Origin of the sequence: Amycolatopsis acidicola (assembly GCF_007713735.2) — a bacterium.
In the GTDB taxonomy this organism is placed as follows: Bacteria; Actinomycetota; Actinomycetes; order Mycobacteriales; family Pseudonocardiaceae; genus Amycolatopsis_E; species Amycolatopsis_E acidicola.
In genome coordinates, this window is record NZ_VMNW02000043.1 from 20,819 (window position 1) to 35,602 (window position 14,784).

General features: G+C 70.5%; 13 protein-coding genes and 1 pseudogene. 11 read left to right on the top strand and 3 right to left on the bottom strand.

Annotation, left to right across the window (positions count from 1 at the left end; all coding sequences use genetic code 11):
- Nucleotides 1-21 precede the first annotated feature (21 nt).
- Nucleotides 22-1,014 (top strand): substrate-binding domain-containing protein, encoded by a 993-nt coding sequence (locus tag FPZ12_RS25645; protein WP_144748008.1) that lies wholly within the window; start codon nucleotides 22-24, stop codon nucleotides 1,012-1,014.
- Between the two features lie 248 nt (nucleotides 1,015-1,262).
- Here FPZ12_RS25645 and FPZ12_RS25650 read toward each other — a convergent pair whose 3' ends face one another.
- Nucleotides 1,263-2,246 carry a LacI family DNA-binding transcriptional regulator gene (locus FPZ12_RS25650; RefSeq protein ID WP_144748009.1) on the bottom strand — a complete coding sequence of 328 codons (984 nt, stop codon included), beginning with the start codon at nucleotides 2,244-2,246 and terminating at the stop codon, nucleotides 1,263-1,265.
- Between the two features lie 86 nt (nucleotides 2,247-2,332).
- On the opposite strand from FPZ12_RS25650, the gene FPZ12_RS25655 reads away from it, so the two are divergent.
- The 5 genes from FPZ12_RS25655 (at nucleotide 2,333) to FPZ12_RS25675 (ending at nucleotide 7,073) form a co-directional block, all read left to right on the top strand.
- Entirely contained in the window at nucleotides 2,333-3,748 is a 1,416-nt protein-coding gene (locus tag FPZ12_RS25655) for an L-fucose/L-arabinose isomerase family protein (RefSeq protein WP_144748010.1), read from the top strand.
- Nucleotides 3,741-5,243 carry an FGGY-family carbohydrate kinase gene (locus tag FPZ12_RS25660; protein ID WP_144748011.1) on the top strand — a complete coding sequence of 501 codons (1,503 nt, stop codon included), beginning with the start codon at nucleotides 3,741-3,743 and terminating at the stop codon, nucleotides 5,241-5,243. The genes FPZ12_RS25655 and FPZ12_RS25660 overlap by 8 nt, the downstream gene beginning before the upstream one ends.
- A 36-nt stretch (nucleotides 5,244-5,279) precedes the next feature.
- On the top strand, nucleotides 5,280-6,032 hold the full coding sequence (locus tag FPZ12_RS25665; protein WP_144748012.1) for an MgtC/SapB family protein: 753 nt from the start codon (nucleotides 5,280-5,282) through the stop codon (nucleotides 6,030-6,032).
- Nucleotides 6,033-6,053: 21 nt separating this feature from the next.
- Nucleotides 6,054-6,446 (top strand): NUDIX hydrolase, encoded by a 393-nt coding sequence (locus FPZ12_RS25670; RefSeq protein WP_144748013.1) that lies wholly within the window; start codon nucleotides 6,054-6,056, stop codon nucleotides 6,444-6,446.
- Nucleotides 6,447-6,578: 132 nt separating this feature from the next.
- Entirely contained in the window at nucleotides 6,579-7,073 is a 495-nt protein-coding gene (locus FPZ12_RS25675; protein WP_243770023.1) for an MmpS family transport accessory protein, read from the top strand.
- Nucleotides 7,074-7,113: 40 nt separating this feature from the next.
- Here FPZ12_RS25675 and FPZ12_RS25680 read toward each other — a convergent pair whose 3' ends face one another.
- The gene (locus FPZ12_RS25680) at nucleotides 7,114-8,061 is read right to left on the bottom strand and encodes an NADP-dependent oxidoreductase (RefSeq protein ID WP_208026004.1); all 948 of its coding nucleotides are present in this window, start codon (nucleotides 8,059-8,061) and stop codon (nucleotides 7,114-7,116) included.
- Between the two features lie 115 nt (nucleotides 8,062-8,176).
- On the opposite strand from FPZ12_RS25680, the gene FPZ12_RS25685 reads away from it, so the two are divergent.
- From FPZ12_RS25685 to FPZ12_RS25705, 5 genes are all read left to right on the top strand, one after another.
- Entirely contained in the window at nucleotides 8,177-9,163 is a 987-nt protein-coding gene (locus FPZ12_RS25685; protein ID WP_144748015.1) for a GlxA family transcriptional regulator, read from the top strand.
- Between the two features lie 23 nt (nucleotides 9,164-9,186).
- Nucleotides 9,187-9,894: an ABC transporter permease gene (locus FPZ12_RS25690; RefSeq protein ID WP_424923642.1), complete on the top strand. Its 708-nt coding sequence runs from the start codon at nucleotides 9,187-9,189 to the stop codon at nucleotides 9,892-9,894.
- A gap of 9 nt (nucleotides 9,895-9,903) precedes the next feature.
- The gene (locus tag FPZ12_RS25695; protein ID WP_166462904.1) at nucleotides 9,904-10,410 is read left to right on the top strand and encodes a mycothiol transferase; all 507 of its coding nucleotides are present in this window, start codon (nucleotides 9,904-9,906) and stop codon (nucleotides 10,408-10,410) included.
- A gap of 30 nt (nucleotides 10,411-10,440) precedes the next feature.
- Nucleotides 10,441-11,196 (top strand): alpha/beta fold hydrolase, encoded by a 756-nt coding sequence (locus FPZ12_RS25700; protein ID WP_144748017.1) that lies wholly within the window; start codon nucleotides 10,441-10,443, stop codon nucleotides 11,194-11,196.
- A gap of 302 nt (nucleotides 11,197-11,498) precedes the next feature.
- On the top strand, nucleotides 11,499-13,664 hold the full coding sequence (locus tag FPZ12_RS25705) for a terpene synthase family protein (RefSeq protein WP_144748018.1): 2,166 nt from the start codon (nucleotides 11,499-11,501) through the stop codon (nucleotides 13,662-13,664).
- Nucleotides 13,665-14,306: 642 nt separating this feature from the next.
- Here the strand turns inward: FPZ12_RS25705 and rnhA are convergent.
- Nucleotides 14,307-14,747: pseudogene (gene rnhA / locus FPZ12_RS46620) on the bottom strand (ribonuclease HI); the annotation flags it as partial.
- Between the last annotated feature and the right edge of the window lie 37 nt (nucleotides 14,748-14,784).

Sequence of the window (14,784 nt, forward strand, 5' to 3'; positions counted from 1 at the left end):
ACGAAAAGGGGTTCACCGGAGATGACGAAGAAGTCGATCCTGGCGCTCGGCGCCTGCCTGCTGCTGGCCGCCTGCGGCACCACGCACGAGAACGCCGGCGGCAGCGGCGGCGGGCAGCAGGCGCCGGCGAAATGCGGTGCCGACGGCAAGTACACGATCGGGATGAGCCAGGCCAACGTCGCCGAGCCCTACCGGCAGCGGATGGACGACGACATCCGCGCCGCCGCCGCGACGGTCCCGCAGTTCACGGTGAACTTCGCCGACGCCGCGCAGGACAACTCGAAACAGGTCGAGCAGGTGGACAACTTCCTCACCCAGCAGATCGACCTGCTGATCATCAGCCCCAACGAGGCGACCCCGCTCACCGCGCCCGTGAAACGCGCTTTCGACAAGGGAATCCCGGTGCTCGTGCTGGACCGCAAGGTCGACGGCGATGCATACACGGAGTTCATCGGCGCGGACAACGTGGACATCGGGCGCCAGGCCGGGCAGTACTTCGCCACCGTGCTGCTGCCCCAGGGCGGGAAGATCGCGGAGATCCGCGGGCTCGCCGGATCCACCCCGGCCAAGGAACGCGGCGACGGGTTCGCGCAGGGCATCCAGGGTCACCACATCGACATCGTCGCGACGCAGGACGCGGACTGGTTGCGGGACAAAGGACAGCAGCAGGCCGACGCGATCCTCAAGGCGAACCCGGACATCCAGGCGATCTACTCGCAGAACGACCCGATGGCCGAAGGCGCCCGGATCGCGGCGACCAACGCCGCGCGCGCGGACCTGCCGATCACCGGGATCGACGGGCTGCCCATCGAATCCGGCGGCATCAAGGCGGTCGAGGCGGGCCGCCTGTCGGCGACCTTCGTGTACCCGACCGGCGGCAAGGAGGCGATCGCCGCGGCGAAGCAGATCCTCGTGGACTGCCAGCAGGTGCCGAAGACGCAGACGCTCTCGACCCAGCTCGTGACCAAGGACAACGCGGCACAGGTCTACGCGAAACTCAACGCCCAGAACTGATCCGGCTCGCCGCCGTGTTTGCCGCTCCCGCCGCTGTGTTGGCCCCTCCCGTTGGCGTGTTGGCTCTTCCCGGCGGTGTCTTGGCCGTTCGCGGCGGTGTGTTGGCCGCTCGCGGGGCATGGCCACTGTCGGCGGTGAGCGACCGGGCCAACTCGCCCGCGCCGGGGGCCAACACGCGGACGGGAAGGGCAAACACGCCAACGGGAGCGGCCAACTCGCCCGCGCCGGGGGCGAACATGCCTGCCGGGCTACCCCCGCCGGCTGCTGCCGCGCTCGATGAGCCGCGCTCCGAGCGTGGTGGCGGCGGGCGGCAGCGAGGGGTCCGCGATCCGGGCCAGCAGCAGTTTCGCCGCCTCCGTCCCGATTTCGTAGGCGGGCTGCGCGACGACGGTGAGCGGCGGGTCGATCAGCGTGGCCCACGGGACGTCGTCGAACGCGACCACGCCGACGTCGCGCCCCGGCCGGAGCCCGGCCGCACCGAGTGCCTCCAGCGCGCCGATCGCCATCGCGCTGTTGGCCACCAGCAACGCGTCCGGCGATTCCGTGAGCAGTTCCCGTGTCGCCTGCCTGCCGCCGGAAGCCCGGTACTCCGCCCGGCTTTCCAGCCGCAGCCCGACGCCCGCGGCTTCGAGCGCGTCCCGGTAACCGGCCAGCCGGTCGTCGGCGGTGCGCACACCGGCCGGGCCGGTCACGCAGCCGATCCGCCGGTAGCCCGCCGTGATCAGGTGCCCGGTCGCCTCGCACGCGGCCAGCCGGGTGTCCACGAGCACCTGGTCGCTGGTGGACTCCGCGAGCGGCCGGTCCACCGCGACCACCGGGGTGCCGCGCTGCCGCAGGCGTTCGATGCTGGAGGACACGTCGGTGGGGGAGAGCACCACCCCGGCGACCCGTTCCTGCAACGCCACGTCGATGTAGCGGCGTTCCTTGTCCGCGCTTTCGTCGGAATTGCACAGCACCACCGAGTATCCGGCCGTCTGCGCCACGTCCTCGACCCCGCGCGCGATCGAGGTGAAGAACGGGTTCTCCACGTCCGAGATGATCAGCGCGAGCACGGCCGTTTCCTGTCTACGCAGGTTCCTGGCCAGTCCGTTCGGGTGGTACCCGAGCTCCGCGGCCGCCGCCCGGACCCTGGCGACCAGCGCGGGGTCCACTGTGGACTTCCCGTTCAGCGCCCTGGAGACGGTCGCCGTGGAGACGCCGGCCTTCCTGGCCACGTCACTGATGGTCGCCACGGTGACTCCTTCCCTCGGCGTATTGACACCACCCGCCGGCCAGAATAGCGTCCCGAGTAATCGATTACCCGCCTGAGGGAGGCACCGTGGCCCGCATCGGCGTCATCAGTATTTCCGATGGCCGCGACCATGTGCACGCGCGCAACGCCGGGTTCATCCAGTCCAAACAGGACGCATTGGTCTCGTCACTCACCGCTGCCGGGCACGAAGTCGTGGCGGGTTCCGGCCTCGTCGCCACGAACACGCTCGCCACCTCGGTGGCCCGCGAGGTCGCCGCGGCAGGCGTGGACGTCACGATCTTCTACTACGCGGTGTGGAGCTTCCCGCATTTCACGATGCTCGCTGCGGACGCCACCCGGAGCCCGCTGATCCTCGTCGCGAGTACGGACCCGACCGAGCCGGGGCTGGTCGGGATGCTCGCCGCGGGCGGCGCGCTGGACCAGATCGGCCGCACGCACACCCGCCTGTGGGGAGCGCCGGACGACGCGGAGCTCGCGGAAAGCGTCGGCGTGGAAGCGCGCGCCGCCGCCGCGGTCGCTTCGCTGCGCGGATCCACCTTCGGCCGCTTCGGCGGGCGCCCGATGGGCATGAACACCGCCGTCGCGAACACGGACCAGTGGATGCGCCAGTTCGGTGTGGACGTCGAGGAGATCGACCAGTACGAACTCGTGCTGCGCGCGGAAAAGGCAGACGCGAGCGAAGCGGCGAAGGCGCGGCAATGGCTCGAGACGCACGCGGCGGGCGTGCACTACGACGGCAAGAAGCTGACCCCGGAACTCCTGGAGCGGCAGATCCGGTCGTACCTGGCGATCCGCGACATCATCGCCGAACGCGATCTGGACTTCTCCGGCATCAAGGGCCAGCCCGAGCTGACCGAGCACTTCGCCACGATGGACGTCACCGAAGCCTTCCTCAACGACCCGTACGACTGGAACGGGCCCAAGGACGTGCACGTCACCGCCACCGAGGCGGACATGGACGGCGCGCTGACCATGCAGCTGTTCCACCGGATCACCGGCACCCCGGTGCTGTTCGCCGACGTCCGGCACTACCACGCCGACCGCGACATCTGGGACCTGTGCAACTCCGGCCAGCACGCCACGTGGTTCGCCGCGCGCAGCGAGGACCCGGCGGAGAACCTGGCGAAGGTGAACCTCTACCCCGAGGTGTTCTTCTTCCCCGCGGGCGGCGCTTCGGTGCAGCACATCGCCGCGCCAGGGCAGATGACGCTGGCCCGGCTCACGCGGCAGGCGGGCGAATACCGGCTGCAGCTGATGCTCGGCGAGTTCGAGAGCTACGACGACGAGACCAACGAGGCGCTGATGCGGCAGTCCACGCCGGAATGGCCGCACGCCTTCGCCCGGCTGGACGCGCCCGGCGAGGTGTTCCTCCGCAACTTCGGCGCGAACCACATCCACGCGGTGCCGGGCGACGTCCGTGCCGAACTACGCTCGGCCGCGAACCTGCTGGGCGTGCGGTTGGACGAGTGGACACGTGGCTGAAAGCCTCTTTCTGGGCATAGACCTCGGAACGTCGAGTTCCAAAGGGGTGCTGGTCACCCCGCGCGGCGAGATCCTCGCGCGCGCTTCGCGGGCGCACGAGACCTCGTACCCGCATCCGGGCTGGGTGGAACACGACGCGGAAACCGTGTGGTGGCAGGACTTCCTGGCGTTGAGCCGGGAGCTGGTGACCGCCGCGGACGGGCGCGCGCTCGCCGGGCTCTCGGTCAGTGGCATCGGGCCCGTGCTGCTGCCCGCGGACTCCGACGGCCGTCCGCTGCGGCCCGCGATCCTGTACGGCGTGGACACCCGCGCGGAGCGGGAAATCGCCGAGCTGACCGCGGAAATCGGTGCCAACGAGATCCTCGCGCGCGCCGGCACGCCCCTGTCCTCGCAGGCGGTGGGGCCGAAGTGGCGCTGGCTCGCCCGGAACGAGCCCGAAGTCTTCGAGCGCACCCGGCTGTTCCTCATGGCCAGTTCGTACGTCGTGCACCGGCTGACCGGCGAATACGTGCTGGACCACCATTCCGCCAGTCAGTGCGACCCGATGTACGACCTGGCCGCGGCGGACTGGGCGCGCGACTGGGCGGAGCTGACCGCGCCCGGTATCGAGCTGCCGCGGCTGCTCTGGCCGACCGAGATCGCGGGCACCGTGACAGCGGCCGCGGCGGCGGAAACCGGCCTGCCGCAAGGGCTTCCGGTCACCGCGGGCACCGTGGACGCGTGGGCGGAGGCGGCGAGCGTCGGCGTGTCCGACCCCGGCGACACGATGGTCATGTACGGCACCACGATGTTCCTCATCCAGGTACTGGCGGATCCCCGTCCCCATCCCGGACTGTGGACGACCCGCGGCGTCCTGCCCGGCACGTACTCGCTCGCCGCCGGGATGGCCACCTCGGGGGCGATCACCGACTGGCTGCGCAAACTCGGTGCCGGTGACTTCGGCGATCTCGTGCGGCGCGCCGCCGAAGTGCCCGCGGGGAGCCGGGGTTTGCTGCTGCTGCCGTACTTCGCGGGGGAGCGGACGCCGCTGTTCGATCCGGACGCGCGCGGGATCATCGCCGGGCTGACCCTGAACCACGGCCTCGGCGAGCTGTACCGCGCGGCGCTGGAGGGCATCGCCTACGGCGTGCGGCACAACCTCGAGGTGATGGCCGAAGCCGGGGGCGGCTCGCGGCGGCTGGTGGCCGTCGGCGGCGGTACACAGGGCGGGTTGTGGACACAGATCGTGACCGACGTGACGGGTGCCGAGCAGCAGGTGCCGGGGGAGACGATCGGCGCGGCGCTGGGCGACGCGGTGCTCGCCGCGGTCGCCACGGGCGCCGAACCCGATGTGCGGCAATGGAATCCGGTCGCCACCACGGTCCGGCCCGACCCCGCCCGCGCGGGCGTGTACGAGGAGTTCTACACCCGCTACCGCGCGCTGTATCCGTCCACTGTGGACATCGCGCATTTCCTCGCCGCCGAACAGAAGGCTGCCGAGAAGCCCGGAACGTGATGGAATTCCCGTGACCGGAACGGAGGTGGTCGCGGGATGGAGTGGGGCGAACCGATGGGCCAGGGCTGGACCCAGGTGTGGGAACTGCTGCTGGCGCTGGTGCTGTGCTCGCTGATCGGGGTCGAGCGCGAGCTCAAGCAGAAGAGCGCGGGCCTGCGCACGCATACGCTGGTCGGCGTCGGCGCCGCCCTGTTCCTGCTGGTCAGCAAGTACGGGTTCACCGACGTACTGGCCGAGGGGCGCATCGTGCTGGACCCGTCGCGGGTCGCGGCGCAGATCGTGTCCGGGATCGGGTTCATCGGCGGCGGGCTGATCTTCGTCCGCCGTGACGTGGTCCGCGGCCTGACCACCGCGGCGGTGGTGTGGATGAGCGTGGCCGTCGGCTGCGCGTGCGCCGCCGGGCTGCCGGTGCTGGCGCTGGTGGTCACCGCCGCGCACTTCCTCATCGTCTACGGCTACCCGCCGCTGATCCGCGTCCTCACCCGGCGCAGCCCGGGGACCACGGCCGTCCGGGTCACCTACCGCGATGGCGAAGGCGTGCTGCGGGCCGTACTGGAGCTGGTCACGCGTTCGGGCTACGCGGTGCAGCACGCGGTCACGGAACGCCAGGAGCTGGACCGCGAGGAAGAGGACGAGCACGGCAGGCTGCTGGTGCAGGCCCGGCATCTCATCGACCTGAGGATGCGGCTGCTCGGCCCGCGCTCGGTGAACGACCTGCTCAGCGAGCTGGCCGGGCAGCAGGGCGTGGTCGGGGTCGAGACCGGGGAAATCGACGACACCAGCGAATAGCGGCCGTCTAGGGTCGGGTCCGTGATCGACAGTCTCGCCTGGATCCTGGTCCGCGACCGCAAACTGTTGTCCGTGCGTACCGAAGGCAAGGACAAGTTCTATCTGCCGGGCGGGAAACGCGAACCGGGGGAGAGCGACGTGGCCGCCTTGTGCCGCGAGATCCGCGAAGAGCTGGGAGTCCGGCTCGACCCGATGACGTTTTCGCTGTTCACGGTGCTCGATGAGGAGGCCGACGGGTTCGCCGACGGCCGTCGCGTGCACATGACCTGCTACACCGCCGAGCACGAAGGCACGCTCAGCCCGCAACGCGAGATCGCCGAGGCGCGCTGGCTCGACACCGGCGACGCCGCGCTGTGCCCGCCCGCGGGACGGCGCGTGCTCAGCTTGCTCAACGAGGCAGGCCGCGTCGGTTGAGGACGATGTGACACCCCCCAAACGAGTGAAACACCTCGCGCAGGTCCCGCCGGGGTAACGATTCGCACTCGGCCGTCGAGTACTAGTTGACGCGCTCGGCGGAAGCGCGATGAGTCGAGAGAAGCCCTCGTCATGGGTGTTGTTCCCGTTCAGCCCGCTTCCGGGAAACGGCGGCGCGGACCCGGTCCCGGTTCGGCCGCGGTGATGGCCGGGTTCGCCGTGGTCGTGGCCGTCGGCCTGATCACGGTGCTCGTCGCCGGGCAGCGTTCGGCGGGCCCGTCCGCCCCGAGCACGCTCGGCGACTCGGCCGCGCCGGTGGTGCCCGCGCCCGCGCGGACGGTCGCGCACACGGTGCTGTACGAGCTCGAGGGCGCCACCGCGGCGCTCAACATCACCTACGTCGCGGACGGCTCCGCGATCGCCCAGGTGGCGCAGGCCCCCACCCCGTGGTCGGCCGCCGTGCAGCGGCACGGCGCCGAGGGCGAGGAGCAGTATTACAGCCTTTCCGCGCAGAACTCCGGACCGGGCAAGCTGACCTGCCGCATCGTCGTCGACGGTGCCACGGTCAGCGAACGCGCCGTCGCCGAGTCGCAGGGCGTCGTGCGCTGCGCGAAATCCGTCGGGTAGCGGCGCGTCCCGCAGCCGGATTCCCGGCCCGCCGAAACGATCACCGGGTCACGTCGAGGACCAGTTTCCCGCGCGTCCGGCCCTTTTCGCCGAGACGGTGCGCCTCGGCCACATCCTCCAGGGCGAACGCACGCTCGACCTCGACGTGGAGGGCGCCGGAGTCGACCAGGCCCGCGATGGCGGTCAACGCGGCGGAGTCCGGCTCGACGAGCAGCGGGCTCGTGCGCACTCCGGCCTTCGCGGCCGCCGCGGCGAGCTCGTCCGAAACGCCGCTGGGGATCGAAACGACCAGGCCACCGCGTCGCGTCACCGCCACCGACCGCACATTGGTGGCGTCGTGGCCGCCGATCAGGTCGAGGACCACGTCGACCTCGCCCGCGACCTCCTCGAACCGCCGCTGGGTGTAGTCGATCGCCTCGTCGGCGCCCAGCTCCTTCAGCCACGCGTGCCGGGGCTCCTGGGCGGTCGCGATCACTTGCGCGCCAAGGTGTTTCGCGATCTGCACCGCCAGGTGCCCGACGCCGCCGGCCCCGGCGTGCACCAGCACCCGCTGGCCGGGCTGGACGTCCGCCGTGTCGACGAGCGCCTGCCACGCGGTGAGTGCCGCCAGCGGCAGCGCCGCGGCTTCGGTGTGCCCGATCGAGGCGGGCTTGCGCGCGAACTGGCGCGACGGCGCGGTGACGAACTCGGCGTAAGCGCCCGCGGCGCGCGGGAACCACGGCATCCCGTAGACCTCGTCGCCCGGCGCGAGCGTCGTGACCCCGAAGCCGACCTCCTCGACGACGCCCGACACGTCCCAGCCGAGGATCAGCGGCAGCGTCTGCAGCCCTGCCATTCCTTGTCCCGCACGGGTTTTCCAGTCCACCGGGTTGATCCCGGCGGCGTGCACGCGGACGAGCACCTCGGTCGGCAGCGGTTCGGGGCGCCCGATCCGCTGCGCCGTCAGCACCTCCGGGCCGCCGAATCCGCTGATCGTGATCGCGCGCATGGTGTGCTCGCTCATGGTCTCCCCACTCGGTTTCCTGGCTGATGATCTTCAGTGTGGCCCGGCCGGGGCCCGCGCGGGGAGTGGCTGGAAAGCCAACTGTCGTACTATTCAGGCCATGACCCATCGTGTCGCTGTACTCGCCCTCGACGGTGTCGTGACGATGGACCTCGGCATCCCGGCGCGGGTGTTCAGCGGGGCCTACGGCGCTGACGGCGCGCCGCTGTACTCGGTGACGACGTGCTCGCTCGGCGGGAAACCCGTGCGCGCCAAGGAAGGTTTCGAGATCGTCGTCGACGAGGACGAGTCGCTCCTGGAAACCGCGGACACCGTCGTCGTCGCCACCCAGGAGCCCGGTGAAGAGCTGCTGGACGCCGGCGAGCTGCCGCCGGAGGTCGCCGCGGCACTCACCCGCATCGGCCCGCGGACCCGCATCGTCAGCCTGTGCACCTCGGCCTTCCTGCTCGCGGCGGCCGGGCTGCTGGACGGTCTCCGCGCCACCACGCATTGGGGCTACTGCGCCGCTTTCGCGCGGTTGTTCCCTGACATCGAGCTGGATCCCGACGTGCTGTTCGTCGACAACGAGCGCATCCTGACCTCTGCCGGCGGCGCGGCGGGCCTCGATCTGTGCCTCCATCTGGTCCGCCGAGACCACGGGGCGGAGGTCGCCGCCGCGGCGGCGCGGAGATGCGTCGTCGCGCCGTGGCGCGAGGGCGGGCAGGCGCAGTTCATCGAGCACCCGGTGCCCGCGGAGTCCGGACGGTCCACTTCGGACACCCGGCAGTGGGCGCTCGCCCGGCTGGCCGAACCGCTGACGCTGGAGGACATGGCGCGCCACGCGCACATGAGCGTGCGCACGTTCACCCGGCGCTTCCGCGGGGAAGTGGGTGTCAGTCCGCTTCAATGGTTGCTGCAGCGCAGGCTGGCCGAAGCGCGCAGGCTGCTGGAGTCGACCGAGCTGACCGTCACGCGCATCGCCAAGGCGACCGGGTTCGGTGACCCTGTCGCGCTGCGCAAGCATTTCTACGCGCATCTCGGCCTGTCCCCGGTCGCGTACCGCCGGGCACACCACGCGCCGGAGCTGACAGTGACGGCAGGCCCGTGAGCGGATCGATCGCGCTGGGGCCGATGCTCGCGATCGTGCTCGTGGCGCTGACCGCGCTCGGCACGGTGGTCGTGTGGCGGGGCGAACTCGGGCGCGGCCGGGCGGTCGTGATCGCCGCGGTGCGGGCCGTCGCGCAGCTGGCCGCCGTGTCGTTCGTGATCACCGCGATCCTGCGCTCCGGCTGGTGGACCGGGCTGTTCGTACTCCTCATGTTCGCCGTCGCCGCGGTGACCTCGGCACGCCGCGTCGGGGTGCGGCTCGGCGGGATCGCCGTCGCGATCGGCGGCGGGGTGCTGCCGGTGCTGGCCCTGGTGCTCGGAACCGGTGTGCTGCCGTGGAAACCGATCTCGGTCGTGCCGATCGCGGGCATCGTCATCGGCGGCGCGATGTCGGCCACTTCGCAGGCCGCGCGCCGCGCGCTCGACGAGCTCAAGACGAGGCACGGGGAGTACGAAGCGGCGCTGGCACTGGGTTTCATGCGCCGTGCCGCGGCGCTGGAGATCTGCCGTCCCTCGGCGGGGCAGGCGCTGATCCCGGCACTGGACCAGACCCGCACGGTCGGCCTCGTCACACTGCCCGGCGCGTACGTCGGTGTGCTGCTCGGCGGCGCGAGCCCGGTGCAGGCCGGGGTCACCCAGGTGCTCGTGCTGATCGGGCTGCTCGCCGCCGAGTCCATCGCGGTCCTGCTGGTCGTCCAGTTCGTCGCGGCAGGGCTCCTCGCCAGGGACTAGCTTGGCGGTATGACTGTTGCCGACCTGATGATCGACGGTTTCGACAGGATCCAGCAGGTGGTGCACGGGGCGGTCAAGGGCCTCGACGTGGACCGGCTGGCCGAGCGGCCGGACGAGGGGACGAACTCGATCGCCTGGCTGGTCTGGCACCTCACCAGGGTCCAGGACGATCACCTCGCCGACCTCGAAGACGGCCCGCAGGTGTGGACGGAGCAGGGCTGGCACGAACGCTTCGGCCTGCCGCTCGACGAGTCCGACACCGGCTACGGCCACCGCCCGGCGGACGTGGCGGCGGTGCGCGCGTCCGCGAACCTGCTGGCCGGCTACCACGACGCGGTGCACGACCAGACCGTCGCCTGGCTGAAGAACCTCAAGGAATCGCAGCTGGACCGCGTCGTCGACGAGGCGTGGGATCCGCCGGTGACGCTCGGCGTGCGGCTGGTCAGCGTGCTCTCCGACGATCTGCAGCACGCGGGACAGGCGGCTTTCCTGCGGGGAATACTGAAACGCCGGTGAGTTCCGCCCGCCGCACGGGTCGGACCAGGTATGACCACTCGTGATTACGCGCCCGTGCGCGGGCTGCAGATGTACTACGAGGTGCACGGCGCGGGCCGTCCGCTGGTGCTGCTGCACGGCGGGGTGCACACGGTGGAGCTGACGTTCGGCGCGTTGCTCCCGGATCTCGCGCGGGATCGCCAGGTGATCGCGGCCGAGCTGCAGGGCCACGGCCGCACGGCCGACATCGATCGCGAGATGACGCTGCCGGAGCTGGCGGCGGACGTGCTCGCGCTGCTCGACCACCTCGGGCTGGAACGCGCGGACTTCTTCGGGTTCAGCCTCGGCGGGCTCGTGGCGCTGCAACTGGTGATCACCGCGCCGGAGCGGGTCGGCCGGCTGGTGCTGGCGTCCACCCACTACCGCGCGGAGGGCTACCACGAGGAGATCCTCGATCCCGCGCTGTGGGCCGGTTCCCGCCGCATGCCGACCGACGCCGACTTCGCCGAGATGCGGAAGTCCTACGAGCGTGTGGCGCCCGATCCCGGGCATTTCGAGCAGCTGACGGCAAAACTGTCGAAGAACGTACCGGTCATCGAAGGGTGGCGCGCCGAGCAGCTGCGCGCGATCCCGGCGAAGACGCTGCTTCTGTTCGGGGACAACGATTTCATCCGGCTCGAGCACGCCGTCGAAATGGCCGGGCTCATCCCGGACGCCCAGCTCGGGATCCTGCCGGACACCACGCACACCGGACTGCCCCGCCATCCCGAACTCGTGCTGCCGATGGTCCGCCCGTTCCTCGGCTGAGCTTCCTTGGGCCGTTCAGGTGCACCGCCCGCGCCCGACGGGATTGAAAGCGCCTTCACGGTCCGTGAATGCCGCAGGCAGAGCCGTTGCGCGGGCCGCGATCCGCGGACGTGACAAGGTGTTCGCATCCCGCCGTCCACCTGGGATCGGGCGGGGGCCGGCAGAGGCACCGTCTACTGTGGGTGCTCCGCTGGTTCATCCGGACAGGGCGGCCGCACCGCCTGGATAGCCCTCGCCGTGGCCGCGCGGGGCTGGGAATCTCGGGGGCGAAAGCATTTCGTCCACGGGGGAGTACCACGCTCATGCAGGCCTTCACGCTGCCCGATTTCTACCTGCCCTACCCGGCTCGGATCAATCCGAACCTGGAACGCGCGCGGGCGCACAGTGCCGCCTGGGCGGAGCGGATGGGGATGCTCGACGCGCCGAAACCGGGCGGCGGCGTGGTCTGGGACGCGGCACGTCTGTCCAAAATGGACTACGCGCTGATGTGCGCCTACACCCATCCCGACTGTTCGGGCTCGGCGCTCGAGCTGGTCACGGACTGGTACGTCTGGGTCTTCTTCTTCGACGACCATTTCCTCGAGCAGTTCAAGTACTCCCGTGACCAGGCCGGTGCGAAGGCGTACCTCGACCGGCTGGAACTGTTCATGACGATGGACGGCGAAGAGCCGCCGGAGCCGGAAAACCCTGCCGAGGCCGGGCTGAAGGACCTGTGGGAGCGCACGGTTCCTTCGATGTCGGACGACTGGCGGCGGCGGTTCACCGCCAGCACGCACAACCTGATGGTCGAGTCCCTGTGGGAGCTGGACAACATCGACCGCGGCCGGATAGCCAACCCCATCGAGTACATCCAGCTGCGGCGGAAGGTCGGCGGGGCGCCGTGGTCGGCCAACCTCGTCGAGTACGCCGTCGGCGCCGAAATCCCGGACCAGCTGGCGGAAACCCGCCCGATCCAGGTGCTCACCGACACCTTCGCGGACGCCGTGCACCTGCGCAACGACCTGTTCTCGTACCAGCGCGAAGTCCAGGAGGAGGGTGAGAACTCCAACGCCGTCCTGGTTTTCGAGCATTTCCTGGGCTATCCGACGCAGGACGCGGCGGAACTGGTCAACGACCTGCTCACCTCGCGCCTGCAACAGTTCGAGAACACCGCGCTCACGGAAGTGCCCGCCCTGCTGGCCGATCACGTCGCGCTGCCGCACGAACAGGCCGGCGTCGCGGCCTACGTCAAAGGGCTGCAGGACTGGCAGGCGGGCGGTCACGAGTGGCACACGCGTTCGAGCCGGTACATGAACGAAGGAGCGGCGGGTGCGAGTGTCCTCAATGGACCGAATGGTCTCGGCACCTCGGCGGTCAGGCTGACGTTTTCCCCTGGCCTGCGGGCGAAAGGGCGTCAGAACGCCCATCGGCCATACCAGCCGGTGGGTCCGCTGCGGGTGCCCGAGTTGTTCATGCCCTTCGAATTCCGGACCAGCCCGCATCTCGGCGCGGCGCGGGAGTATTCCGTGGGCTGGGCCAGGGAAATGGGTTTCTTCGACTCGCTGCCCGGGGTGGCGGCGGGCGGCATCTGGGACGAGCACCGCTTCCGCGCGAACGACGTGGCCCACTGCGCGGCGATGATCCACCCTGATGCGGGGGAGGACCAGCTCTGCCTGACCACGGACTGGCTCAGCTGGGGCAGTTACGGGGACGACTACTACCCGGTCGTCTTCGGCGGGGGCCGGAACCTGGTCGCCGCCAAGCAGGCGACCGACCGGCTGCCCGCGTTCATGCCGCTGGACGCGGGCCCCACCCCACCCCCGGCGAACCAGCTCGAACGGGGCCTGGCCGATCTGTGGCAGCGCACGGCGGGCCCGATGGGCGAGGCCGCGCGGGCGCGGTTCCGCCGTTCGGTCGAGGAGATGACGCGGAGCTGGTTGTGGGAGCTGATGAACCAGGCGCAGCACCGCATCCCCGACCCGATCGACTACGTCGAGATGCGGCGCCGCACGTTCGGTGCCGAGATGACCATGAGCCTCTCACGGCTCGCGCTCGATGACGTTGTGCCGCAAGAGGTTTTCCGCACCCGGGTGCTTTGTGAGCTCGACACGGCGGCGCAGGACTACGCTTGCTTCGCCAACGATCTCCACTCGTACCAGAAGGAAATCGAGTTCGACGGCGAAGTGCACAACCTGGTGCTGGTGGTGGAAAACTTCCTCGACGTCGGCCGCGGCGAGGCGGCGGACATCGTCGCCGGGCTGATGCGGGCGAGGATGGACCAGTTCGAACACGTGCTGGCGAACGACGTCCCCAAGCTCTGCGCGGACCTCGGCCTGGACGAGACAGCCCGCGAAGGCCTGCGGCGCCACGCGGTGCGGTTGCAGGACTGGATGTCGGGAATCCTGGAATGGCACCGGAAATGCCCCCGCTACACCGAGCGGGAGTTGCGGCGCGCCAGGTTCCCGGGTTTGGCTTCGGTGGCGGTGTGACGGGCTTTTTCAGCGCTGGTGCGCGCGCACCCACCGCTCCGTGCAACACGCTTCACACGGCTCGACCCGGCTGGGATCGATCTCGGCCCAGGCCACGGGTTCGCGTTCGTGCGCGGAAAACCTTTTGTACTCGGCGAAACGCTGGCCCTTCGCCAGCCACTCGCACTGCGGGTCATTGTGGTAAGCACGCCCGCCGCGAGTGCGGTAGCCCCGGGCGAGCACACCCGGCGGGCGGGGTTTGCACAAGGCACACCAGCCGGCGGGCATCAGATGCACGCACTCGTCTTCTTGATCCGGCGCCGGGCCCGCCGTTTTTGCGGCGGCCTCGCTGTCGCGGGGAGGTGCCGGTTGCGCGGTTGAGGGCTGCACGGGCGCCGGTTCCGCGCGGGCCTCGCCGCGGTGGGGAGGTGCCGGTTGCGCGGTTGAGGGCTGCACGGGCGCCGGTTCCCTGACGGCCTTCTCGTCGAGAGGGGGCGCGGGTGCCGTCCCCGTGTGTGCCGCGCCGCCGAGGGGAAGTGCCGGTTGCGTGGATGAAGGCTGCGCGGGCGCCGCTCCCCCGTGTGCCTCGCCATCGAGGGGGAGCGCCGGCTGCGCGGGCGGCTCCGGCGGCTCCGGCGCCACGGGTGGAGCCGGCGGCAACTCCGCGGCCTCCTTGCACCCCAGCACGGCCAGCTTGTCGGCGCGCTCGTTCTCCGGGTGGCCCGCGTGCCCCTTGACCCAGTGCCAGTCCACCTCGTGCCGGCTGAGTGCCTCGTCCAGCCTGCGCCACAGGTCCGCGTTCTTCACCGGCTCCTTCGCCGCCGTGCGCCAGCCGTTGTTCTTCCAGCGCGGCATCCAGGAAAGCACGCCGTTGCGGACGTACGTGCTGTCGGTGTACAGCTGCACCGCCGAGGGCCGGGTCAGCGTCTCCAGCGCCTGGATCGCCGCCATCAGCTCCATGCGGTTGTTGGTCGTCGGGCCGGGGTCGCCGCCGTGGAGATCGCGCTCGTGGTTGCCGTACCGCAGCACGGCTCCCCAGCCGCCGGGCCCGGGATTTCCGCTGCAGGCACCGTCCGTATAGATCTCGACGAAGGATTCCCCCATGCCAGGAACATAGCAACGGCCACCGGAACGAGGGCCG